The 22,811-nt window shown below is 63.0% G+C and carries 19 protein-coding genes and 2 pseudogenes; 12 read left to right on the top strand and 9 right to left on the bottom strand.

Annotation, left to right across the window (positions count from 1 at the left end; genetic code table 11):
- The first annotated feature begins 37 nt into the window (after positions 1-37).
- The 9 genes from yihA (at position 38) to dapE (ending at position 6,690) form a co-directional block, all read left to right on the top strand.
- Positions 38-700 (top strand): ribosome biogenesis GTP-binding protein YihA/YsxC, encoded by a 663-nt coding sequence (yihA, locus tag AC0X69_RS06535; RefSeq protein WP_482612450.1) that lies wholly within the window; start codon positions 38-40, stop codon positions 698-700.
- 174 nt (positions 701-874) lie between these two features.
- A complete protein-coding gene (gene argB, locus AC0X69_RS06530; RefSeq protein WP_482612448.1) occupies positions 875-1,741 on the top strand; it encodes an acetylglutamate kinase in 867 nt (288 codons plus the stop codon).
- A 164-nt stretch (positions 1,742-1,905) separates the two neighbouring features.
- Positions 1,906-2,601, top strand: a complete 696-nt coding sequence (locus AC0X69_RS06525; protein ID WP_482612446.1) for an NAD-dependent deacylase — start codon at positions 1,906-1,908, stop codon at positions 2,599-2,601.
- A 154-nt stretch (positions 2,602-2,755) separates the two neighbouring features.
- Complete coding sequence (locus tag AC0X69_RS06520; RefSeq protein ID WP_482612444.1) at positions 2,756-3,457, top strand: pyrimidine 5'-nucleotidase; 702 nt, start codon at positions 2,756-2,758, stop codon at positions 3,455-3,457.
- 254 nt (positions 3,458-3,711) lie between these two features.
- Complete coding sequence (gene dapD / locus AC0X69_RS06515; RefSeq protein WP_482612442.1) at positions 3,712-4,569, top strand: 2,3,4,5-tetrahydropyridine-2,6-dicarboxylate N-succinyltransferase; 858 nt, start codon at positions 3,712-3,714, stop codon at positions 4,567-4,569.
- The gene (locus AC0X69_RS06510; protein WP_482612440.1) at positions 4,569-5,048 is read left to right on the top strand and encodes a hypothetical protein; all 480 of its coding nucleotides are present in this window, start codon (positions 4,569-4,571) and stop codon (positions 5,046-5,048) included. Before dapD ends, AC0X69_RS06510 begins: the two co-directional genes overlap by 1 nt.
- 61 nt (positions 5,049-5,109) lie before the next feature.
- Positions 5,110-5,337 (top strand): DUF1902 domain-containing protein, encoded by a 228-nt coding sequence (locus AC0X69_RS06505; protein WP_482612438.1) that lies wholly within the window; start codon positions 5,110-5,112, stop codon positions 5,335-5,337.
- Positions 5,337-5,531: a type II toxin-antitoxin system HicA family toxin gene (locus AC0X69_RS06500; protein ID WP_482612436.1), complete on the top strand. Its 195-nt coding sequence runs from the start codon at positions 5,337-5,339 to the stop codon at positions 5,529-5,531. Before AC0X69_RS06505 ends, AC0X69_RS06500 begins: the two co-directional genes overlap by 1 nt.
- Position 5,532: 1 nt before the next feature.
- Positions 5,533-6,690 carry a succinyl-diaminopimelate desuccinylase gene (gene dapE / locus AC0X69_RS06495; RefSeq protein WP_482612434.1) on the top strand — a complete coding sequence of 386 codons (1,158 nt, stop codon included), beginning with the start codon at positions 5,533-5,535 and terminating at the stop codon, positions 6,688-6,690.
- A 203-nt stretch (positions 6,691-6,893) separates the two neighbouring features.
- On the opposite strand, the gene AC0X69_RS06490 is transcribed toward dapE, so the two are convergent.
- From AC0X69_RS06490 to AC0X69_RS06465, 6 genes are all read right to left on the bottom strand, one after another.
- The gene (locus AC0X69_RS06490; RefSeq protein WP_482612432.1) at positions 6,894-8,111 is read right to left on the bottom strand and encodes an LL-diaminopimelate aminotransferase; all 1,218 of its coding nucleotides are present in this window, start codon (positions 8,109-8,111) and stop codon (positions 6,894-6,896) included.
- Between the two features lie 98 nt (positions 8,112-8,209).
- Positions 8,210-10,234, bottom strand: a complete 2,025-nt coding sequence (locus AC0X69_RS06485) for a hypothetical protein (RefSeq protein ID WP_482612430.1) — start codon at positions 10,232-10,234, stop codon at positions 8,210-8,212.
- A 261-nt stretch (positions 10,235-10,495) separates the two neighbouring features.
- Positions 10,496-11,491: a L,D-transpeptidase gene (locus AC0X69_RS06480; RefSeq protein ID WP_482612428.1), complete on the bottom strand. Its 996-nt coding sequence runs from the start codon at positions 11,489-11,491 to the stop codon at positions 10,496-10,498.
- Positions 11,492-11,658: 167 nt separating this feature from the next.
- On the bottom strand, positions 11,659-11,946 hold the full coding sequence (locus AC0X69_RS06475) for a response regulator (RefSeq protein WP_482612426.1): 288 nt from the start codon (positions 11,944-11,946) through the stop codon (positions 11,659-11,661).
- Positions 11,943-13,226, bottom strand: a complete 1,284-nt coding sequence (locus tag AC0X69_RS06470; protein WP_482612424.1) for an ATP-binding protein — start codon at positions 13,224-13,226, stop codon at positions 11,943-11,945. Before AC0X69_RS06470 ends, AC0X69_RS06475 begins: the two co-directional genes overlap by 4 nt.
- The gene (locus tag AC0X69_RS06465) at positions 13,226-14,707 is read right to left on the bottom strand and encodes a DUF7125 family protein (protein WP_482613319.1); all 1,482 of its coding nucleotides are present in this window, start codon (positions 14,705-14,707) and stop codon (positions 13,226-13,228) included. The genes AC0X69_RS06470 and AC0X69_RS06465 overlap by 1 nt, the downstream gene beginning before the upstream one ends.
- Before the next feature lie 590 nt (positions 14,708-15,297).
- Between AC0X69_RS06465 and AC0X69_RS06460 the strand changes: the two genes are divergently transcribed.
- The 3 genes and pseudogenes from AC0X69_RS06460 (at position 15,298) to AC0X69_RS06450 (ending at position 18,455) form a co-directional block, all read left to right on the top strand.
- Positions 15,298-16,008 (top strand): L,D-transpeptidase, encoded by a 711-nt coding sequence (locus tag AC0X69_RS06460; RefSeq protein ID WP_482612422.1) that lies wholly within the window; start codon positions 15,298-15,300, stop codon positions 16,006-16,008.
- A 320-nt stretch (positions 16,009-16,328) separates the two neighbouring features.
- A pseudogene (locus AC0X69_RS06455) lies at positions 16,329-17,713 on the top strand (DUF1254 domain-containing protein).
- A gap of 253 nt (positions 17,714-17,966) precedes the next feature.
- Positions 17,967-18,455, top strand: a complete 489-nt coding sequence (locus tag AC0X69_RS06450) for a hypothetical protein (RefSeq protein ID WP_482612420.1) — start codon at positions 17,967-17,969, stop codon at positions 18,453-18,455.
- A gap of 146 nt (positions 18,456-18,601) precedes the next feature.
- On the opposite strand, the gene AC0X69_RS06445 is transcribed toward AC0X69_RS06450, so the two are convergent.
- The 3 genes and pseudogenes from AC0X69_RS06445 to AC0X69_RS06435 form a co-directional block, all read right to left on the bottom strand.
- Positions 18,602-20,230, bottom strand: coding sequence for a hypothetical protein (locus AC0X69_RS06445; RefSeq protein ID WP_482612418.1), 1,629 nt, complete (start codon positions 20,228-20,230; stop codon positions 18,602-18,604).
- Positions 20,231-20,358: 128 nt separating this feature from the next.
- Positions 20,359-21,476 (bottom strand): annotated as a pseudogene (locus tag AC0X69_RS06440) (ISAs1 family transposase).
- A gap of 78 nt (positions 21,477-21,554) precedes the next feature.
- Positions 21,555-22,736 (bottom strand): patatin-like phospholipase family protein, encoded by a 1,182-nt coding sequence (locus AC0X69_RS06435; RefSeq protein ID WP_482612416.1) that lies wholly within the window; start codon positions 22,734-22,736, stop codon positions 21,555-21,557.
- Positions 22,737-22,811: the final 75 nt, after the last annotated feature.

The raw sequence follows: 22,811 nt of genomic DNA, 5'->3' as shown, positions 1-22,811 counted from the left end.
ATCTACTGCCGAAGCCCGACCGTCGACTGCCGATCCTATGCAAGACGCCGCAGAGACAGACTTTCCGGAACAGGGCCGCCTTCTCTTCGCCGGCCCCTGCGACTTCATTTTCGCGAGCGCCAAGGCGAGCGATCTGCCGCCGCTCGGCCCGCCGGAGATCGCCTTCGCCGGACGCTCCAATGTCGGCAAGTCCTCGCTTCTCAACGCGCTGACCAACCGCAAGACGCTTGCGCGCGTCTCCAATACGCCGGGCCGGACGCAGCAGCTCAATTTCTTCGCGCTTGGCGGCGCGCCCGGCGCCGAGCGGCTGCGTCTCGTCGACATGCCGGGCTATGGCTACGCGGCCGTCGGCAAGGAAAAGGTCGCGAACTGGTCGCAGCTGATGCGCGATTATCTCAAGGGCAGGGCGAGCCTCGCGCGCGTCTTCGTTCTCGTCGACGGTCGCCGCGGCGTCAAGCCTCTCGACGATGAGATGTTCGACCTCCTCGATCAGTCGGCCGTCTCCTATCAGGCGATCCTGACCAAGCGCGACGAGTTGAAGGCGGCGGAGCGCGAGGAGGTCCTCGCCGCCACCTTAAAGGCGCTGGAGAAGCGTCCCGCCGCCTATCCCGAGGTCATTTTCACCTCGGCGCATGACGGCGAGGGAATCGCCGAACTGCGCGCAGCGATCGCCAGGCTCATCGCCGAACGAAACGCTTGAATGCGACGGGCCCCGCGCGCTAGTTGGGCGCGTCAACCCTGGGAGAGGGCAGCGCCTGGGGAATCGGGTGAAGGGCTTCCTCGTCCTTCGAGACGCGTGCTGCGCACGCTCCTCAGGATGAGGAAGCCCTTCACCCGATCACCCTGAGAGAGTTGCGCCCCGCGAGGCTCCACCATGACCGACGCCGTCGACAACGCGCTCCAGCAAGCCCGCATCCTCATGCAGGCGCTGCCGCATATGCTGCGCTACGACGACGCCATCGTCGTGGTGAAATACGGCGGCCACGCCATGGGCGACGATCAGGTCGCGCGTGATTTCTCGCGCGACATGGTGCTGCTCGAACAGTCCGGCGTTAATCCCGTCGTCGTGCATGGCGGCGGGCCGCAGATCGGCGCGATGCTGAAGCGGCTCGGCGTCGAGTCGCGCTTCGCGGATGGCCTGCGCATCACCGACGAGGAGACGATGGACGTCGTCGAAATGGTGCTCGCCGGCGCCATCAACAAACAGATCGTCGGTTTCATCAATTCGGAGGGCGGCCGCGCGATCGGCCTGACCGGCAAGGACGGCCGCATGGTCACCGCCAAGAAGCTCGAGCGCCCCGACGGCGTCGATCTCGGCTTTGTCGGCGAGCCGGAGAAGGTCGACACGACCGTGCTCGATCAGGTGCTGGGCCGCGAACTCATTCCGGTGCTGGCGCCCGTCGCGCAGGGGCCGGACGGCGCGAGCTATAACGTCAACGCCGACACCTTCGCGGGCGCGATCGCCGGCGCGCTGCACGCCAAGCGTCTCATCTTCCTTACCGACGTGCCGGGCGTCCTCGACAAGGACAAAAACATCATCGAGGAGCTGAAGGTCGACGACATTCCAGGCCTCATCGCCGAAGGCGTGATCACTGGCGGCATGATTCCAAAAGTCGAGACCTGCATGTACGCCATCGAACGGGGCGTCGAGGGCGTCGTAATTCTCGACGGGAAACTGCCGCACGCCGTGCTGATCGAATTGCTCACTGACCACGGCGCGGGAACGCTGATCACTCGGTGAAAGTAAGCGACATCGGATCCTCGTCGGCGCGTCATGGCGGGCTTGTGCCAGCCACCACGCCGAGAAGCCGCGCGGTCACGAGGGATGCACGATCGAGTTTGACGCTCCGGCCGCACGGCGTGGACGCCCGCGACGCGCGCGGGCATGACGCGCGGAGAACGGCGATGAACATTTTCGTTCTCACCGGCGCCGGCGTCTCCGCCGAAAGCGGCCTCGGCGTCTTTCGCGGGCCGGGCGCGGCGCTGTGGAAACGCTACGATCCGATGCAGCTCGCGACGCCGGAAGCGTTCGCGCGCGATCCGGCGCTGGTGCACGACTTCTATAATGCGCGGCGGCGCAATCTCCTCGCCGCTTCGCCGAACGCCGCGCATGTCGCGCTGGCGCGTCTTGAGTCAGGTCTCGCGCGGCATGGCGGCGCACTCACGCTCGTCACGCAGAACATCGATGATCTGCACGAACGCGCTGGCTCGACAGGCGTCATTCACATGCATGGCGAATTGCTCAAAGCGCGCTGCCCCTCCTGCGGCGCCGTGCGCGATTGCCGGGAAGAGCTGACGACCGATTCACGCTGCGGCTGCGCCGGCGCGCTGCGTCCGCATGTCGTCTGGTTCGGCGAAACGCCGCTCTATATGGAGGAGATATACGCCGGGCTGGCGGCGGCGGATCTCTTCGCCGCGATCGGCACGTCGGGCGCCGTCTATCCGGCGGCGGGCTTTGTGCGCGAAGCGCGCGCAAGGGGCTTACGCTGCTGCGAACTCAATCTCGAGCCATCAGACAATGCCGCAGAATTCGACGACAGGCGTTACGGCCCAGCAAGCGAGATCGTCCCGTCATGGGTGACGGAGATATTGGCGAAGTGATGCGGAACGACAAAGCGGCGCGCGGTTATTCCCTCCCCCCTTGCGGGGGAGGGTTAGGGAGGGGGGGCATCTCGCGAACTGTATTCGAGTGCGCCCCCCACCCCCAACCCCTCCCCGCAAGGGGGAGGGGAGCGCGCGTCCTGCGCCAATTCGCATGACCAAACTCCTGCCCGACAGATCGCGCTTTACGGAGATCGACACATGGGTGTTCGATCTCGACAATACGCTCTATCCGCAGACGGCGGATCTCTGGCCGAAGATCGACGCGCGCATCACGCTGTTCATGATGCGGCTGTTCGGGCTCGACGCGATTTCGCTGCGCGCGCTGCAAAAGCATTACTATCGCCGCTATGGCACGACGCTGCGCGGGCTGATGACCGAACACGGGATCGACGCCGAGGCCTATCTTGCCTATGTGCACGACATCGACCGTTCGTCGCTGGCGCATAATCATTCGCTCGCCGACGCCATCGCCGCGCTGCCCGGACGCAAGCTCATCCTCACCAATGGCTCGCGTCATCATGCGACCGAAACCGCGAAGCAGCTCGGCATCGATCATGTTTTCGAGGACATTTTCGACATTATCGCCGCGGACTTCGTCGCCAAGCCCGACGAGGGCGCCTATATGCGGTTTTTCGAGAAGCTGAAGATCGAGCCGAAAAGCGCCGCGATTTTCGAGGACATCGACCGCAATCTCGTCGTGCCGCATGCGCGCGGCATGACCACGGTGCTGGTCGTCCCGCCGCATGACGAAGGTCCCGAGCGCGAAGCCTGGGAGATCGCCACCGGCGACGAGCCGCATGTGGATTTCGTGACGGATGATCTGGTGGGGTTTTTGGAAGGGCTGCTTCAATAAGCGACCCACATGCCCGCGTCATGGCCGGGCTTGTTCCGGCCATCCACGCCGGGACGTTCCGCCAATGCTGCCGGCATTCGTAGCGCGGCGCCACGTGGATGCCCGCGACAAGCGCGGGCATGACGCGGAGAGGGTCGCGACTCCTCGGCATGCGGATGAAGAGGGGGCGGGCGTTGCTCCCCGACCCTTGTTGACTCCCCTCGCCAGACCCCTACAACCGCGCCAGCCTTCACCGCATCATTTTCGGGAATTTCATGCCGCACACGGGACTTGAGACGCTCATCACCGCCGCTTTCGAGGATCGCGCCAATATCACCGCGGAGACGCAGGGCGACATCCGCCGCGCCGTCGACAGCGCGCTACGTCTGCTCGACGCCGGCAAGCTGCGCGTCGCCGAGAAGATCGAAGGCCAAGAAGGCCCCGAGAGCTGGAAGGTCAATCAGTGGCTCAAGAAGGCCGTGCTGCTCTCCTTCCGCCTGAATGACATGGCGGTGATCGCGGGCGGGCCGGGCGGCGCGACCTGGTGGGACAAGGTCCCCTCGAAATTCGTCGGCTGGGGCGCTGGCGAGCACGCGGCGGCGGGCTTTCGCTCCGTGCCGGGCGCGATCGTGCGCCATTCGGCCTATGTCGCGCCGGGCGCGATCCTCATGCCCTCCTTCGTCAATCTCGGCGCCTATGTCGACAGCGGGACGATGGTCGACACCTGGGTCACCGTCGGCTCCTGCGCGCAGATCGGCAAGAATGTGCATCTTTCCGGCGGCGTCGGCATCGGCGGGGTGCTGGAGCCCTTGCAGGCGAACCCAACGATCATCGAAGACGATTGTTTCATCGGGGCGCGTTCGGAGGTCGTCGAGGGCGTCGTCGTTGGCAAAGGCTCGGTGCTGTCGATGGGCGTCTTTATCGGCGCCTCGACCAAGATCATCGATCGCGCCACCGGCAAGGTTCACATGGGCTATGTGCCGCCCTATTCGGTGGTCGTTTCCGGCAGCCTGCCGGGCAAGCCCCTGCCGGACGGCGCGCCTGGCCCGTCGCTCTATTGCGCGGTGATCGTCAAGACGGTCGACGCGCAGACGCGCAGCAAAACAGGCATCAACGAACTCCTGAGGGATTGATGGACCGCGAGCGCCTGCGCTTTCTCTATCAGACGGAACAGGGCCGCATCGATCGCGCCACCTGGTTGCGCGGCGCGGGCGCGCTCGCCGCGGTTCTTCTGGCGCTGACGCTGATCTGGTTCGCGCTTCAGCCCTATTCGGTCCATGACCTCGCGACGACGCCGTTCTTCGCGCCGATGACGGTGCTGGCCTATGCCTATGTCATCTTCTACGCCTTCGCCGTCATGCTCATCGTCGTGAGCTTCATCAATCTTTCGACGAAGCGCTTTCGCAACCGCGGACGGGCGCCGCCGCTCGGCCTTGCGAGCGTCGCGCCGCTGCTGGCGCTGGTCGCCGGCGCCGCGCATTTCTGGCAGCCGCGCGCCGCCGAGGTCATGTCGCGCTGGTATGTCTGGGGCGCCGATGCGCTCTTCGTCGCCGCCGCGCTCTGGACCATCTATGAATTGGGCTGGCGGGAGGATGATTCTGCTGGGCGATGAGGAAGTGCTTGGCCGCAGGGGCTTCTTGACATGCCGCCGACGCGGACCGACCTTTCTCCGCATGACAACGCCAATCCAAATTGACGCCCGCTGGGACGACGAAGCTCACGTCTGGATCGCCACTAGCCACGATGCGCCGGGTTTGGTCGTCGAGGCGCCTTCCTGGCCGTCGATGATCGATGAAGTTCGATCCGTCTTGCCGGACTTGCTCGATCTCGATGGGAAGAGCGTGCGGGAAGTTTCTCTCACCTTCAAGGCGGAGACGCATCTCGCGCTCGCCGCCGGCTGATGGCGGGCTTCTATCCGCAGATTGTAGCGCTTCTTATCACCGCCGGATGCAAGCTGGTGCGTCCTGGAAAAGGCAGCCACGAGATCTGGCATAGTCCGATTACCAACCGCAACTTCACATTGCCTCGGACAACGAAATCGCGCCATACGGCGAACGAGGTCCTGAAACAAGCCGGACTCCCGAAAGCCTTCTAAAATGACTCATTCCCACGCGGTTGCGCTTACCCGCGAACTCATCCGTTGTCCATCCGTGACGCCGACCGACGCCGGCGCGCTCGACGTCGTAGAAAATGCGCTGAAGGCCGCTGGCTTCGAGACGCACCGCGTCGTGTTCTCGGAAGCCGGCACGCCCGACATCGACAATCTCTTCGCCAAGATCGGCGAAGGCGCGCCGCATCTCGCCTTCGCCGGCCACACCGACGTCGTGCCGCCGGGCGATCCGGCGCGCTGGCGCTTCGATCCATTTGCCGCTGAGATCGCCGACGGCCGCGTCTACGGCCGCGGCGCCTCGGACATGAAGGGGGCGATCGCGGCGTTCGTCGCAGCGGCGCTCGCCTATGTCGAGCGGCATGGCGCGCCGAAAGGGACGCTGTCCTTGCTCATCACCGGCGATGAGGAAGGCGTGTCGATCAATGGCACCGCGAAGCTCCTCGAATGGGCGCGCCTGCGCGGTGAGCGCTTCGATCACTGCATCGTTGGGGAACCGAGCAATGTCTCGACGCTCGGCGACATGATCAAGATCGGGCGGCGCGGCTCGCTTAACGGACGCGTTCGCGTCATCGGCAAGCAGGGCCATGTCGCCTATCCGCAGCGCGCGGAAAATCCGGCGCCGATCATCGCGCACATCGTCGCCGCGCTTTCAGGCCACGAGCTCGACAAAGGCACGACGCATTTCGAGCGCTCCAATCTCGAATTCTCGACGATCGACATCGGCAACAAGGCGGTCAACGTCATTCCGGGCGAGGCGCGCGCCGAGTTCAACGTCCGCTTCAACGACGTCTGGACGCATGACTCGCTTAAAGAGCGTATTCGGCAGGTGATCAAGCAGGCGGCGCCGAACGCCAATGTCGAAGTCGAATTTCCGCCCTCGAACGCCAAATCCTTCATCACCAAGCCCGGCGCCTTCACCGAACTCGTGATCGAGGCCGTGCGGCAGGCGACGGGCCATACGCCGGAACTCTCGACGACCGGCGGCACCTCCGATGCGCGCTTCATCGTCAATTATTGTCCGGTGCTGGAATTCGGCCTGACCAACGAGACGATCCACGCCGTCGACGAGAACGCCCGCGTCGCCGACATCGACGGGCTCTGCGCGGTGTATCTCAATGTGCTGGAGCGCTATTTCGCGGGCTGACCAACCACGTCATGCCCGCGCTTGTCGCGGGCATCCACGCGATGACGTGACGTAATGATCGTGGCGCGGCTTGACGTGGATGGCCGGCACAAGGCCGGCCATGACGGCTTGGAGGCGCCCCCACCCGCGACGCGGCTGAAAGTCGCCGCGAACGGCATCACGTCGATGGCGCCGCTCCAGGACTGCCATGACGGCTTGGGGCTTCACCCCCGCGCGGCGAGCGGCACGACATTGTGCAGCTGCGCATCCGCCGTCTCGAAGAAGCGGCGCAGATTGCGCGCCGCCTGACGGATGCGCTGCTCGTTCTCGACCAGCGCCAGACGCACGAAGCCTTCGCCATGTTCGCCGAAGCCCTCGCCCGGCGCGACGGCGACATCCGCCTTCTCGATCAGCAGCTTCGAAAATTCCAGCGTCGAGATGTTGCGGAAGCGCTCGGGCGCCGGCGCCCAGGCGAACATCGAGGCGCGCGGCGCCGGGATCGGCCAGCCCGCCTGCGCGAAGCTCTCGACCATCACGTCGCGCCGCCGCTTGTAGATCGCGCGCATCTCCTTGACGCAGTCGTCGGAGCCGTTGAGCGCCGCAACCGCCGCCACCTGCACGGGCGTGAAGGCGCCGTAGTCGAGATAGCTCTTCACCCGCGCCAGCGCCGACAGCAGCCGCTCATTGCCGACCGCGAAGCCGATGCGCCAGCCGGCCATCGAGAAGGTCTTCGACATCGAGGTGAATTCGACGGTGACATCCATCGCGCCCGGCACCTGCAGCACGGAGGGCGGCGGATTGTCGTCGAAATAGACCTCGGCGTAGGCGAGGTCGGAGAGAATGAAGATCTCGTGCTTTTTCGCGAAGGCGACGAGGTCCTTGTAGAAATCCAGCGAGGCGACTTCCGCCGTCGGATTGGACGGATAGCAGACGATGACCGCGATGGGCTTGGGGATCGAGTGCAGGATCGCGCGTTCCAGCGCGCGGAAATAGTCGGGCGTCGGCGCGGAGGGCACCGAGCGGATGACGCCGCCGGCCATCAGAAAGCCGAAGGCGTGGATCGGGTAGGAGGGGTTCGGCACCAGCACCACGTCGCCCGGCGCGGTGATCGCCTGCGCCATATTGGCGAAGCCCTCCTTGGAGCCGAGCGTCGCGACGACCTGCGATTCGGGGTCGAGCGCCACGCCGAAGCGGCGCGCGTAATAGCCGGCCTGGGCGCGGCGCAGCCCGGCGATGCCCTTGCTCGCCGAATAGCGGTCGGTGCGCGGCTTGCCGGCGGTCTCGACGAGCTTCTCGATGACGTGCTTGGGGGCCGGCAGGTCCGGATTGCCCATGCCGAGGTCGATGATGTCGGCGCCGCCGGCCCGCGCCTTGGCCTTGAGGCGGTTCACCTGCTCGAAGACATAAGGGGGCAGACGCTTGATGCGATAGAAATCCGACATTCTGACTTTGTTCCGGAAAGCGCGAAGCTGCGACTCTAGCCTATTTTGCAGGCGCGAGGGAGGGGGCGAAACGACATGGCGCAACCCGCGCGCTTTCGCTAGGCGTGCGGCCAGTGGCGCTCGCGGAACCAGCTGCGATAGTCGCTCATCTTTGCGCGCTGCCCGGCCGGCGCCCGCCGCGCGCAGGTCGCCGCCTCGGCGTTCCCCTCCGCCGCGCCCCACCGCAGTTCGACGCAGTCGTTGGGGTTGTAGCCCATCTCCAGGTCGGCCGCGCGGTCGAGGACGTCTTTCAGCGAGAGCGTCCAGGCGGAGCCGTCGCTGCGCGTATAGGAGAAGGTGCGGGCCGCGAGTTCATGCGCAAGGGCGCTTTGCAGCTGCGCTTTGACGCTGGCCGGGCTCTCGCCGTTCGGCATCGCGTAGCGGTCGCTGCGCCGCGCGACGCGATCGGGATAGCCGCGCACCACGTCGATCGCGATCAGCAGGCGGAGGTCGCGCGCCGGCGTCGAGAAATCCTCCCACGGCCCGGCGGTCGCGAAGATCGCCGGACCATCCGGCATGGACGCCTCGCCGCGTCCGCCGTTCTGGAACTTGCGACCGTTTTCGACCGCCGTGACGCGCGTCTTCACCTGCTCCTCGAGCGCCGTGATCGCCGCCGTCATCGCGCGCATCGGATCGAGCGGCTCGGGCGACATCACCTCATCCATCCGGTCGTAGAACTCCTCCGCGCCGAGCTGCGTCTGCTCCAGCGAGAAATCGCCATAGTCCGAATTCCTGGCGATCTCCCCGTTGGAGAGCGCCCGCAACCCGCCCTTTTCGAGCACGACCGGCCGAAAGCGCTTGAAGCCGGGGCTGCCGAGCGAGGGTTCGTTGACGAAGAGGAAGTTGCCGCGCCAGAACCGCTTGCGGGTGATGGAGCCGTCGGGCTCGGCGTCGACGGCGAGAAAGACGCCCGCGGCGTCCACCGTCTGCGGGACGCGCTGCACGAGCATCATGACGTGGCCGTAGGGATCGGCGTAGACCGTGCCGGGACGCAGCGCCTCCTGTGACAGCGGCACCGTGTAGAAATCCGTCTTGTCGCTGTTTGCCGAAGTCCGCGCCGAACCGGAGTGGACGACGTCGCCCACGGCCCGCGCGAATGCGCCAAACCCCGCCGTCAGCCCGAGCCGTTTCGGCGCGGGCGGCCTGGCGGGAGCGACCGGCGCAGCCGGCGCGGCTGGCGCCCCCGGCTGGGTCTGCTGAGGCTGCGAAAACAGCTGCTGGAGGAAGTTCGTCGGAGGAGCGGCGGCGATACGGGTGGGCGCCGGCGGCACGGCGGCCGACGCCACGGCCTGCTCGGGCGGCGGCGCGGGCCGGGTCACTTCGGGATGCAGCATGTCGAACCGCTCATTGCAGCGCGGCGGCGCGCCGCCGGCCCCGCGCGAGCAGTTCGAATAGGCGAAGGGCAGACCCATCTTGAACGCGAAATAGGCGCGCAGGAAGTAGACGAAATCGGCGCAGTCGGGCTTGAGCGACAGCGCGACGCTGTCTTCGCCCATGCCGAGATGATTGAACAAAACGTTGCGCGACCGGTCGCGCACCACTTCGTGCCACGCCTTCCACGACTGTTCCGCTTCGAGCGGCGCGTCGAAAAGCTTGGCGACCCACGCCGAATACAAATTCTCCGATGCGCGATCCCATGTGTCGCGCAGCTCCCAGACACGGCCTTCCGGCGTGTGCGGCCCCGCCGGCTTGCGCGCGCTTACCGTAATGTCCTTAGCGACCGCGCCGCAGCCGGAGGACACGGCGGCGCCCGAGAGCGTCGCGCGCCAGGTTCCGGCGGCCGGCGCGGCGACTTCGGCGAACCAGACATAGGGCGGTCCGCCCAGCTGGCGGCGACCCGTGGCGGCGACGCTTCCATCGGGCGAAATCAGCGAGAGCGCGCCGTCGTGCGGCTTTTCGGCGGCGACGAGAACGCGCAGCGGCGCGCCCTTCCAGGGCGCGATTGGCGACGCAAGGACCGCGACCTCGGCTGTTTCCGTGCAGCCCGACGACTCCTGGCCCTGCGCCTGCGACAGCGGAAAAAGACACGCAAGAATTGCGGCTGAGATTGTCAGCGATGCAGCGAAACGTCGCGCTGGAATCATTTTTGACCCCCTCTCTTGGACCGTCCTCGACTCGTTTTGCCCGTCAGAGGCCGGTGTGCAGGATACGGAGTTGGCGGAAAATCAGGCCGCTGGCGCGATGGCCGGCCTTGCGCGGCCGCCGATTGCTCAGGCCTATTGTGTGAAAGGAATGGGTCAAAAAGGCGGCTTTGCGCCGCCGCTCTCGCGACGCGGCGCGCGCGACAGCCGTTCGCCTATGACGCGCGCCGATCCCGCGCCGGCGCGCCCCTTACGCAATCCGAATCAATCGGTGGTGACGATCACGAAATCCTTGCCGGAGCGGCTGTCGGGCGACAGCGGCGCGTCGGTCAGCACCATCGTCATGCCGGGATGCATGCGCGTCTGCATGGCGGAGATGAAGGACGGCTCGGCGCGAATCCGCTGAATCACATTGCCGTCCGGCGCAAGCGCCGTATCGTCGCGATGATGCGTGATCGCGCTCCAGTGCATGCCGCGCGAATTCTGGTCGGCGCCGTTCAGCACGAAGACGTGCGAGCCGAGCTTGTCGCCGCCCTCGAGGCCGAGCGTCGATCTCGCGATCACATGATCGTTCTCGATCAACTCGATCACATGGTCCGCCGACGAGGCGATGACGCTGGTGACGGGATAATTCTCCGACTCCGTCCAGTCGGACGGATGCTTCTTGCCTTCGAGGCCGGAAAGCACCTGCTCGAACTCCTGTTCGGCATAGCCGCTCAGCACCATGCCCGGATGGGTCAGCTCCCAGGGATCGGTGTGCGCGCCGGCGATGATGACCGGCGTGCCGATATGGGTGACGCCGAACAGCAGTTCGGAAAATTTCATCGGCAGCCGCACGCAGCCATGCGACGCCGGATAGCCGGGCAGATTGCCGGCATGCAGCGCGACGCCCGACCAGGTAAGGCGGTTCATGTTGGGCATCGGTGCGTCGTCGTAAAGCGACGAGTGATGGTTCCTGTCCTTCTCCAGCACGACGAAGACGCCGGTTGGCGTCGAATGTCCGGGCTTCCCGGTCGAGCAGGTGGAGACGGCGATGCGGACGCCGTTGCGATAGACGTGCACGCGCTGCTGTGGCAGCGACACGACGACGGAGACAGGTCCCGCGGCGGAGAGCTCGGGACGCCAGATGAATTCGCCCGGCTTGAGCCGGCCGATGTCTTCCATCGCGTCGGCGGCATAGGCGCGCCGCCCGATGATGACGGCGCTCGCGCCAAGCAGGCCGCCCAGGAATTCGCGTCGGCGCATCGAAGTGATCGTCATGACATGGCCCCCCAAGGTCCACGAACAATAGACGGCGGGTAGCACGAACGCCTGGACTGGAGAAGTGCGGCGCGTCACATCCAATCGGCGCCTGAGTGATCAGGAAGACGCCCTGCGGGGGCTCGTTTGCCTGTGCAATCCCCTGCGACGAATCACGCGCCGTCTGCTTAGGCTGGCGACTCCGCGAATAATTTTTCCAGTTCTGAAATCTTGATGGGCTTGACGAAATGCCGATCGAAGCCGGCTACGGCGCTTCTCCTGCAATCCTCGGGCTGGCCCCAGCCCGACAAGGCTGCGACGAAGAGCGACTCTCCGTCCGGAAGCTGTCTGATTCGGCGCACGGTCTCGTAACCATCGAGCCCGGGCATGCCGATATCGACAAAGACGATGCGCGGCTTGAACTGCGGAATGATTTCCAGCGCCTCGGCGCCGCCAGCGACGACCCGGACGTTCATTCCGAAGAAGCGATCAGCTCGCCGGTGAGTTCGCCGACAAGGCGGTCGTCGTCCACGACCAAGACCTTCGTTCGCGATGCGCGGCGCTCGATTGTCGCTTGCGGGGGCGCAGCGTTGGAGGCGACGGGCGCTTCGCTCAACGGAAGCCGAACGATGAACGTGCTGCCCTTATCCGCGCCGCCGCTCCGGGCGTCGATCGTGCCTCCGTGCAGCGTTACGAGGCTGCGGGCAAGCGACAGCCCGACGCCAATCCCGCCTTGCGCTCTGCTGAGGTTGCTGTCGACCTGGGCGAAGATGTCGAAAATGCGCGTCAGCATGTCGGGCGGAATGCCGACGCCCGTATCCTTGACGACGACCACCGCGAAGCCGTCCTCCCGCGTCACTGTCACATCGATGGCGCCGTCATCCGCGGTGTATTTCGCGGCGTTGTTGAGGATATTGGCGAACACTTGGTTGAGACGCACGGGATCGCCGTCGATGAAAAGCTGTGTCGAGTTCGCGGAGAGCTGTTTGCGATGTTTTCCGGCCTGAAGTTTGTCGGCCCCATTTTCAAACACTTCGCGCACGAGCGCGACAAGATCCAGGCGCTCCTTTTGAAGCTCTATCTTGCCGTGGGTGATGCGCGAAACCTCGAGGAGGTCGTCGACGATCCGAGTGAGCTGTTGCGTTTGCCTCTCGATCACCGACAGCATGGCGTCGCCATCGCCGCCGGCCGAGCGTCGCTTGATGTAAGCTGCGGAGCTGATCGCGGCCAGAGGATTGCGCAGCTCATGCGCGAGCACGGCGAGGAACTCGTCCTTGCGGCGATTGGCGGTCTGCAGCGCCTCCAGCGCGTCGCGAATGGCGTATTGTAGACGACGGGCTTCAATCGCGTTCTTGAGCGCGCTGATCAGTGAGCGTTTCGGCGCCGGGCGTTCGATGAAGCTGACATTGGGGCGCTTTTCCACCTTTCGCAGCAACGCCAGGTCTTTGTGCGCGCGGCCGCGGGCGAGAAGCAGCACGATGGGCAGCCGGGACCACGCCGGTTCAGGACCGATCAAATCTTCCAATGTGGCCGCGCAACCATGCGGCAACGCCTCTTCCGCGATCAGAATGCAGCCGGCGCCTTTCGCGATCTCTCGGCGCAGCTCTTCTTCGTCGCTGCAAACGCAGCTGCGAAGACCGCTGCGATTGAGCGCGTCTTCGGCAAGGGCGGCGTCGCGTCCGGCGGGCGTCATGATCAGAACGCGCAGGCCGTCGTCGGCTCTCGGGACAATCTCCGCTGCGCTATGCACCGCCATTATCGAATCGGCGCGATGGCTTCGGGATGATACATCGGCGTGCCCGTCAGGACGCCGGTGAAGCCTATGAGCGGCTCGCTGACGTCGACGCCTCCCGTTCTCATCGTCAGCTTGCGGATTGTGTGCTCGTGTCGGCCGCCACGCTTCTTGACGACCGACAAAGCCTTGTGCAGGGCGCCGTCAAGCTCGAAAAAGCGCAGCAGGAACACATTGTCGGCCAGGAAGCTGAAGTCCAGCGGCGCGGAGAGTTCCGTTCCAAAGAGTCCGTGCTGGGTCAGCGTCATGAGGGTGACAATCTGACGACGGCTCATAAAGGAGAGCAGCTCCCTGATGTGAAGAATGACGCTCGGTTCTTCCATCGCGGATTGCAGATACCCGTTCAGCGTGTCCATCACGACGAGCTTCACGTCCTGCTTCTCGATTCGATCCACAAGCAGGGAGGCGATCTCGCCGACGCTCAGTTCGGCCGGATCAAGATGCCTGAGGTCGATGCGTCCGGCTTCGACTTCAGCGCGCATGTCGAGGCCTAATCCCTCGCTGCGCTTCATATAGCTCTCCTCGCTCTCATCGAACAGCAGGACGGCGCATTTTTCGCCGCGCTTGGCCGCAGCCATTGCGTAGAGAGATGAAATGGTCGATTTGCCCACGCCTGCGGGTCCGATGACGAGCGTGTTCGAACCGCGGGGAAGCCCGCCGCCGACAAGCGCGTCAATCTCCGGATTGCCGGAGTCGAGCGGCGGCCCCGCCGTGAGGCTCGGAAAGCTCTGCGCGACGAGGCGAGGGTGCACGGTCAGCCCGCCTGCGGCGATCGTCACGTCATGCGAGCCGCTCACATAGCTGCAGCCGCGCAGCTTTTTCACGCGCAATGCGCGGCGGTCGGCGCCGTATGCAGACGGCTTTTGCCGCAATTCGATGATGCCGTCGGACATCGTCTGGCTGCGAAGATCCTTTTCCCCCGTCGATGCTTCATCCAGCATGACCGTCGTGCAGTCGCGCGCCGCCATGAAGTCGCGAATACGTTTCAGTTGGCGCCGGTGGAAGGCCGGCGTCGGCGCCATAATGCGCAGACTCGAGATGGTGTCGAGCACCAGCAGCTTCGGTTTCAAGCGTTCGACTTCGGAAAAAAGATGGTCGAACGTCTCGCCGATCTCGACCTCCGCTTCGGGGAACAGCGTGTAATCGAGCCATTTGTCTTCGGCGCTCGGCGGCTCGGACAGGCCCGTGATATTGACCCCGTCGAGACTCCATCCGTGCGAGGCGGCGATCGAGCGCAGCTGTTGCGGCGACTCGGCGCTTGTCGCGAGCAGGCAGGTTTCACCCGCGCGAACCGCCTGGAACAGGAACTGCAGCGCCATGGTGGTCTTGCCGCTGCCGGGCGGGCCTTCGATGAGAATCAGCGCGCAGCGCGGAAGACCGCCGTGAAGAACTCTGTCGAGTCCCGGAACGCCTGTCGGAAAACGCGGAGTGGACTCTATGGGCACGGACAATGAGGCGCGCTCCCGACAATCGTGACTGACCAATGTACAGCACCGGAATTATTCGACAATGTCGCACTTCGCAACGCTTCTTGACCGCGGCCTTCATCGCGACGAGACGGATGCATTCGCAGGCTTGACTGTGCGGCGACGGTTCTCCGCGATCGTGGCGCAAATCTCCCCGCAAGCGGGGAGAGGCGGCGGCTATGCCACGCCAGTTCGACCGAGCTGCATAGCGAACGAAGCGCGCGAGCGGCCTGCTTCGCCAACGAAGGGCGCGATCGATCTTCGGAGCCCCCGCGCGCCTGAAATGCGCGGAAGCGCCGCCTCGGGGCGACGCATCCGCGCAACATCATAATTCTTCAAAGCAATTTCTCAGCCGACGCGGCGCCATGAGCGGACGGGGTAGGCGGCAGGACGATGCGCTTCGTCGCGCGTGGCGGACGGCGCCACAGAATGACCGAAATCACGCGGCAAAGCCGACGTTCTTTACATTCCGAAAAGCAAGTTATGGCTATCTCGGCTCAGCCAAAACGCTCAGCGGGTTTATGCCGGAGCATTCTCTGATCGGCGACAGGGGTGGGGACTCCAAAATCATGAACATGGACAACGGGATCGCCGGCGCCGGCGAAAGCAGCGATGAAGCTCAACATGGGCTTGCGTCGGGGCGCCTCAGCCGCCGGTCGTTTCTGGTCGGCTCCGCCGCCGGCATAGGCGCCGCCGGCCTCGCCGGCTGCGTATCGTCCGACGACTTGCTGCGCGCCGAGGCGGCGAAGTTTTACGCGGCCGTGCCGAGCGAGAAATTCCCGATCCCTGCAGTCGACATCAGCAGAGTCGATCCGAAATATTTTCGCCAGAAGGTGCGCTACGACAGCAAGGAAGCGCCGGGCACGATCATCATCGATCCCGGCAAGTTCCATCTCTACCGCATCGAAGGCGATGGAATGGCGACGCGCTACGGCGCCAATGTCAGCCGACCCGGGTTTCTCTGGAGCGGCGAAGTCTATGTCGGGCGCAAGGCCGAATGGCCCACATGGACGCCGCCCAAGGAGATGATGGCGCGCCAGCCGGAGGCGCGCAAATACGCCGGCGGCATGCCGGGAGGTCTGGAGAATCCGCTCGGCGCGCGCGTGCTGTATCTCTATAAGAACGGCGTTTACACGGTCTACACGATCTACAGCACCAGCGACCCCGACACGCTCGGGCAGGGCATCACGAGCGGCTGCACCGGCCTCCTCAGTCAGGACATGCTCGACCTCTATTCGCGAACGCCGGTCAAGACGAAAGTGATCATGCTGCCGGCATAGTCAGCCGGAACGGTCGCGCGCTCTCTTCCCGCCGCCGTTCGATATGGCGCGCGGCGCCATCACGAAGTAGCTGAATCCGTTTTTTATTTCGCGCGGGCGCCGATTCTTTCGACGATGCGCAATCGAGAATTTTGTTGGCGCCGGCGTAAGGCCGCGCCGATCGAAGCGCGTTCGCGCGCCGGCTATCCGCGCCGTCTTTGTTTCGCCCCGAGTGGAATCGGCTAGTATGGCGAGGCGGCCGGGCTCTGTTTGCGCTCTCTGTCGCGTCCATAAAAAGGAGGCGGCCAGTGCGTCTGCATTTTGGAATTCAGATTGTCGCCATAGCGGCGCTTGGGCTGGGATCGATCGCCTTTCAGCACGCCGCCCGCGCCGCCGAGCCGATCACTGAACAGGAAGCCTATGAGATCGGCAAGGAGGCCTATCTCTACTTCTATCCGCTGATCAGCATGGACGTGACGCGAAAAGTCATGACCAACATCGAGGCGGGAAAGAAGCCGGGCGCAGGACCGATGAACGAATTCCACCACGTGCGGACCTATCCGCCGGCGGACTTTCGCGACGTCGTGCGCCCCAATTTCGATACGCTCTACTCCATCGCCTGGCTCGATCTGACCAAGGAGCCGATCATCCTTTCGACGCCCGACACCAAGGGGCGCTACTACCTGCTGCCGTTGCTCGACATGTGGACGGACGTCTTCGCCGTCCCCGGCAAGCGCACCAGCGGCGCGGGCGCCGGCGATTTCGCCATCGTCCCGCAGAATTGGAAAGGGCGACTCCCCGCCGGCGTGAAGCGGATCGATTCGCCGACGCCCTATGTCTGGATCGTCGGGCGCACGCAAACGATGGTCCCAAGGATTATGACGCCGTCCACGCCGTTCAGGACGGCTACAGGCTCACTCCGCTTTCGCATTGGCGCAAACCGGCAAAGCCCGCAGCGACGAAGATCGACCCGAACGTCGATATGAAGACGCCGCCGCTCGAGCAGGTCGACTCGATGCCGGCGGCCAAATTCTTCGCCCATGGCGCCGAGCTGATGAAAGCCAACCCGCCGCATGGGACGGACTGGTCGCAGCTCACGCGCTTGAAGCGCATCGGCGTCGAGCGCGGCAAGAGCTTCAATTTCGACTCCGCCGATCCCGCCGTGAAGCGCGCGCTCGAGAAGGCGCGCACAGATGGTCTTGCGCTGATGAAGGAAAAGACGCCGACGCTGGCGCGCGTCGTGAACGGCTGGCAGATGAACACCGATACGATGGGCGTCTATGGGAACTATTATCTGAAACGCGCCATCGTCGCGCAGGTGGGACTCGGCGCGAACCAGCCCGAGGACGCGATCTACCCGCTCAATCTCGCCGACAGCGACGGCAAGCCGCTCAAGGGCGAGGAGAAATACGTCCTGCATTTCACGAAGGCCGAGCTGCCCCCCGTCGACGCTTTCTGGTCGATCACGCTTTACGACGGCGCCGGCTTTCAAGTCGCCAATGCGCTGAACCGCTTTGCGATCGGCGACCGCGATCCGCTGAAATACAACGCCGACGGCTCGCTCGATCTTTACATTCAGAGCGCCAATCCCGGGCCCGACAAGGAGTCCAACTGGCTTCCGTCCCCGGCGAGCGGCAGCGAGAACATCACGATGCGCCTCTATGCGCCAAAGCCGCCGGCGCTCGATGGCCGCTGGGCGCCGCCGCCGATCCGGCGTGCGGAATAAGATCGAGCGCCGGGTTTGCCGCGGCGGCTCTTCGCGCCGCGGATGACGGTCCGCGATCGGCGCGATGCGGATCTCTGATCGGAGACAAGCTCCGCGCCGCTGCATTCGATAAGGTTGCGCGCGGAAGGCGTGGCAACGCGTCGCGGGCGCCCGCAGCGCGGATGTGTCGCGCGGCGGGAATGAGAATCCCTTGGCGCGGCCAGCCTCGCCGGGATTAGCATTCGGCCGTTCTCGCCGTTTTTGAGAGGCGCATATGAAACATCGCATTGTCGCCGCAGCCGCTTTCATCGCCCTGGCGCTCGCCGGCGCCGGCGCGTCGGCCTCGACCGCCGCGCAGCGCGAATACAAGCGCGGCTACGCCGATTGCAAGGCCGGCCGCTGGGACGAGAACCAGCACGGCGAATCCTACAAGAGGGGCTGCCGCGCCGCCGAGGATCAGCGCGCCGGTTCAGGGGAGGGCGCCGGAGCCGTGGCAGGTGCGGGAGCAGGGACCGCGACGAAGCCGGCCGACGGCGCGTCGCCCGCCGGCGCTGGCGGGCTGCGCGGCGACAAGACCGCCTGCCTGCTCGCCGTGAAGCGCAAGACCAACAATCCGAAGGTCGTCGTTCTCAACGTCGAAACCGCGGAGGCGAACAATACGGTGACGATCGGCGTCGGACCCGACCGCGCGCCCTGGCGCTGCCTCGTCAAGCGCGGAATCGTCGCCGACGTCATGTCGCTGACGGATGAGGGGAAGCTGTGAGGGCAGGGCGGTGTGCATTCAGTGCCACCTGCCAAAAAAATTCTCTTAATCGCGTCGGTTATGCGGCTTCAAAAGCAAGGGGGCGAAGGAAATCGCCAATGTATCTTACGGGCGTTCTGCACAAACACTGCTCGCCTATAGACGTGTTACACCCTGCTGAGTTCTTTGTTGACATCAAGGTAATGCTCGACGTGCTCACAAAAATCGAGAAGATCCACAATCTCGGGCGATTGGGGAGGCCAATTAGTCGTCTTTGCGGCAGGATCGCGTAGCCCAGTCATCATTTTGATCGCATGTTCACCGAGTGCTCGGTAGCTTTCAAACTGCGATTCAGTGAACCACTGGTTCAAGGTTATATCGTGTGGAAACTTTGCGTTGGCAGCGGCATAGGCCTTGACGTCGGCGGGGGCGTCGACGTAGAGACCGGGCTTGATGTAAATAATTTTGCCATCTTTCGCGCCCTTCTCCGGATATCGTACACGGCCAACAGCTGCATATATTCCTGTCTTCGGCAGCATCTTTTCACGTGCTCGCACATCAATCCGTTCAAAATCTATTTCAACCCCGAGATCAATGTAAATCTTTCTTACTGCGTTGCCGAGGTCCTCTAACGTACAATCAAAGTCAGCGCCCGCGTCGCAGACAACGATGACGTGGCATCGGCGCCTAACCATTTCATAGAGGGCCAAGTTTTCGAAATGCCCGCCGTCCGAAAGATAAACGAAAGGTTGCTTGTCGGACGCGAATCCTAGCGCCTCCTGTATGAAGCGCCGGTAACTAGCATCGGGGCCGTTCTTGTTCCAACCCGTGGGATCTTTCGGATTGCCAAACCACCCGCCTAGGCGGGCGTTGAAAATCGTCATGACAAAGCTCGTCGCTGTGGAGGAATGGTAGCCCCAATTGGGGCTGACCGCGGCACCTGACAGCGACATAGCGGTTCCGAGCGTTATACCGTTGCAGTAAGCTTTCGAACTCCGATACCCGACAAGATTTCCGCCGGTGTGCAGAGGCGTGCATATAAAAGATGCGGCCTTGGGCTCTTGCCACGCCCTATTATCAGTAGCAGTCAAGTTAAGCGTGATGTTGACGACGTGGAACAGTTTGGCTTTGGGGCCGCGACGAAGTTCGTGCATCTCAAGATTATCACTGTCCGCAAAGCCATCAAATGAGCTGCGATCCTTAGCGCCTGCGTTCGAGGCACCGAGGAATGCCCGTACAAGGCGATTACGATACATCGCGTTTAAAGAAAAATAGTTCACGTTGACGTAGAATGACGTTACGAGGCTGAAAATGAAAAGCGCTAATGTGGCGAGAACGGTCGACTTGAGGTTAACCTCGGCGGTCGTAGCATTTGGTAGTGTCTCAGGATCCAACTCCAAAAACGGAACTGGCGACATCGCTTCAAGCAATAGCATTGACGAATGAGCGATCCAAATTGCAAGGCAGAGCAAGAAGACGATCGACGCCAGGGTAAGCAATTTGGCGACGGAAAGCTTGATTCCTTTCAAGGTTTCGCCCAATGTGCCTGAGATTGGACTGGCGCCGAGAAGGCTAATCGCGCCGGATCCTCCTGCGACGGCGAGCATCTCGGTTTGCAGATGCTTCACCGCGTCCCAACCAAATATCACGAGCCAAAACGCCGCGACCCACATAACGGCCCACGCCCCGTAGTAGCCGCTGGCTCGCGCCCACCACTCTCGGTGCCGATCGCCGGCCTTGGGATACAACCTGCTCGTCAATGCGGCCAAGAGAACTTGGCCGAGAAGGAAGGCCATCAAATACCATGGGACGCCAAACACTGCGTCATACTTGATTGCGTCTTCAGGATGACCACGAGTTGTTACATGCCTTAGCCAAAGTCCCGACCAGATAAGGGCACCTATAACGCAGGGCTGTTTAGTTCTCAACAAATCCAATGCATTTTTAGGACTTCGTTGAGATCGATAGCGTTGCGCCATCTGGCGTTTTTGATGTTTTGGCAGCCGTCTGCGCGCAGCAGATTGTAGGCGAATGAGCGTATGCGTGCGACGATGTCGGGGTTTTTGCGGATGCGCGAGGCGTCTTCGGCGAAGGCGACGTCGCGCACATAATGACTGCCGTTCTCGATGCGCCAATGGCCTCTGATCCATTCGTTCCATTGTTCCGGCGGCGAGCCGACGGCGGAAGAAACCCAAAAGACGATCTCCGTCGTTTGTTTGAAAAGCCCGGTCGCCGGATTGCGCCGGCAAACCGTGCGCTCAAGCCGCAATACGGTTTTGATCAGCGGCTCCCAAGGCGTATGGCGGAACCACGCCTTGGCGGGAAAGACCGTCAGTTCGCGCGTCTCCCAACGGTTGCGGCCTTTCGCCATGCTCTTGGCATAGCCGCTCGGCTTGCGGCCCGCGGCGCCCAGTTCGAGCCGGCTCCGCAGCTTGGGTTGATTGTCTTTCACCTGGGTCAGCAGATGATTGCCGCATGCAATCACGCGTTCGAACAATTTTTTTGGCAATGTTCGGCGTCGAGCGTGAACAGGCAATCCTTCAGCCCCAAGGCTTCGATCAATTCGGGCGCCGCAGGAATTTCATTACTCTTTTCCGCCACCATCACATGTGCGAGCACGATCTGGTCGACGTGACGCAGCGCCGACATCATATGCGCGGCCTTGCGATCAGCGAAGGCGTCGAAGCTGCCGCGTAGCGTTTTTCCGTCAACGGCGATTGCGGTCAGCTCCTCTGCCTGCGGCGGACGCGGCAAGCTCGCGGCGTGACGACGGAACGCCGTCTCCAGCGCCGCCGGGTCGATGCTTTGCAGGATCAGACGCAATCCGGTGTAGGACGGAGAATAAGGCAGCTCCAGGCCAAACGCCGCATTGAGCCGTTGCAGATGCGCACGGATGAACTCATGCATCTGCCGGTAGGAATTCGCGCCGGCGACCATGGCGAGGATCGAGTAAAGCAGCACGGTCGCCAAATCGAACCGCTTGCCTTCTCGCCGACGATGGTCCGGTATCTCGCGCAAAATCTCCAGCAGCGACGCCTGCATGCGACAACCTCCGATTCGGGTTGTCGCATATAGATTCACATATCTACCGAGCCGGGAATCGGGAAAATGCCTCACAGTTCAGAGAACTGAACAGCCCTGACCTATAACGGCTCCTGCAACTATCTGTGCACAGAACTCTAGCCCCGCTCTCCTAAGCTTACCGAAGTTGAGTTTCTCTTTACGCACCCAGAAGATGATTCCAGCCATCCATGCGAAGGCGAGGACGTAAGCGACGCAGAAGGCTGCTGCACCATAGGTAACCCACTCGAGAAACTGCTTCTCATCGGGGAGGGAGCCGTTTGGCACCCAGTAGCAACTTTGCATGACGAGCAGGAAAGCCCCCACGACGAGCGGAAGCATCACCCAATTTCTAAAGCCATCTTCGTCGAGAGCCTCCGTCGCATTCCGGGATCGATTCACGATCGAGTTTACAAGACCCCAGATGACGAGAACTACTCCTATCGAATCGAGCCAATAATGCCAGTCCCAAAAAAACTGCAGCGGCTGCTGCTGCGGTATTTTTCCCATGGCGAGATCCCAAAAATGATAACCCACCGCGAGGAGAAACGTGTCTGCGCCTTCCTTCGATTTTGTCCAGGCGACCAGTAGCCATTCAACCACTCTGGGCACAAACAAGATTGAAGCAACGAGCGGAAGGAACACCAGCCAATTCAGGAGCATGTTTCGGATGATAATAGACATTGCTGCCCAGGTATCGGCGGAGCCCAGACCAATCTTTGGGGTGATGAATGCGTGATTCTGTCGTAATTCAACGAGAGGCTTCGGCTCGATTCCAGTGCGGCACCCACTTGCACCGCAGGTCTTCGCGAGTTGATTCTCGATTTCACCGAGCTGCACTTCGCGCAGGCTGAACTCCCGTGTGGCCCAGGCCGACAGCCAGCCGCCGATGTAACCACCGCCGGAAACTGTTGACAGATAGTCAAACTGGGAAAGCAATTTGAGACGAGCAAGACCCTGCATTATTCCAAGACAGAACGCTGCGCTTCGAATGCCGCCGCCAGACAAACAAAGCGCGGTCTGCCCAGCATGCTTGTCGTTTTTTTTTAGGCTATGGACCGCTTCGTTGTAAACGTCCTGTAACCGCTTCTCTTCTTCTTCGCTTCGATGGCGCGCATTTTTCTGTTTACTGGCGTCGGGCACCGTTATGCGATTGACTTCGTCTGGGTGCAAATTTCTAAATTCATCGAACAAGACATCGCTGGTTAGTAGTAACCCGGTGATTTCGGAGCCTTCAATCATTTTTCAACTCTCTGGAAACATCAAATAGCGCAAAGATTAGGTGATTTGTGAGCATTCAAAATGGTCTTAAAACAA

Source organism: Methylocystis sp. Uni0008 (genome assembly GCF_056838045.1).
Note: the sequence above shows the minus strand (reverse complement) of the source record. Positions and strands in the feature narration are given on the sequence as shown.

What these genes read in the sequence shown, in the direction of transcription:
- AC0X69_RS06445 (WP_482612418.1), bottom strand. Translation starts at nt 20,230, where the DNA reads ATGGCCTTCCTTCTCGGCCAAGTTCTCTTGGCCGCATTGACGAGCAGG.
- dapD (WP_482612442.1), top strand. Translation starts at nt 3,712, where the DNA reads ATGCCGCACACGGGACTTGAGACGCTCATCACCGCCGCTTTCGAGGAT.
- AC0X69_RS06490 (WP_482612432.1), bottom strand. Translation starts at nt 8,111, where the DNA reads ATGTCGGATTTCTATCGCATCAAGCGTCTGCCCCCTTATGTCTTCGAG.
- AC0X69_RS06450 (WP_482612420.1), top strand. Translation starts at nt 17,967, where the DNA reads ATGAAACATCGCATTGTCGCCGCAGCCGCTTTCATCGCCCTGGCGCTC.
- AC0X69_RS06505 (WP_482612438.1), top strand. Translation starts at nt 5,110, where the DNA reads ATGACAACGCCAATCCAAATTGACGCCCGCTGGGACGACGAAGCTCAC.
- AC0X69_RS06485 (WP_482612430.1), bottom strand. Translation starts at nt 10,234, where the DNA reads ATGATTCCAGCGCGACGTTTCGCTGCATCGCTGACAATCTCAGCCGCA.
- AC0X69_RS06510 (WP_482612440.1), top strand. Translation starts at nt 4,569, where the DNA reads ATGGACCGCGAGCGCCTGCGCTTTCTCTATCAGACGGAACAGGGCCGC.
- AC0X69_RS06500 (WP_482612436.1), top strand. Translation starts at nt 5,337, where the DNA reads ATGGCGGGCTTCTATCCGCAGATTGTAGCGCTTCTTATCACCGCCGGA.
- AC0X69_RS06480 (WP_482612428.1), bottom strand. Translation starts at nt 11,491, where the DNA reads ATGACGATCACTTCGATGCGCCGACGCGAATTCCTGGGCGGCCTGCTT.
- dapE (WP_482612434.1), top strand. Translation starts at nt 5,533, where the DNA reads ATGACTCATTCCCACGCGGTTGCGCTTACCCGCGAACTCATCCGTTGT.
- AC0X69_RS06435 (WP_482612416.1), bottom strand. Translation starts at nt 22,736, where the DNA reads ATGATTGAAGGCTCCGAAATCACCGGGTTACTACTAACCAGCGATGTC.
- AC0X69_RS06525 (WP_482612446.1), top strand. Translation starts at nt 1,906, where the DNA reads ATGAACATTTTCGTTCTCACCGGCGCCGGCGTCTCCGCCGAAAGCGGC.
- AC0X69_RS06460 (WP_482612422.1), top strand. Translation starts at nt 15,298, where the DNA reads ATGAACATGGACAACGGGATCGCCGGCGCCGGCGAAAGCAGCGATGAA.
- yihA (WP_482612450.1), top strand. Translation starts at nt 38, where the DNA reads ATGCAAGACGCCGCAGAGACAGACTTTCCGGAACAGGGCCGCCTTCTC.
- AC0X69_RS06470 (WP_482612424.1), bottom strand. Translation starts at nt 13,226, where the DNA reads ATGGCGGTGCATAGCGCAGCGGAGATTGTCCCGAGAGCCGACGACGGC.
- argB (WP_482612448.1), top strand. Translation starts at nt 875, where the DNA reads ATGACCGACGCCGTCGACAACGCGCTCCAGCAAGCCCGCATCCTCATG.
- AC0X69_RS06520 (WP_482612444.1), top strand. Translation starts at nt 2,756, where the DNA reads ATGACCAAACTCCTGCCCGACAGATCGCGCTTTACGGAGATCGACACA.
- AC0X69_RS06475 (WP_482612426.1), bottom strand. Translation starts at nt 11,946, where the DNA reads ATGAACGTCCGGGTCGTCGCTGGCGGCGCCGAGGCGCTGGAAATCATT.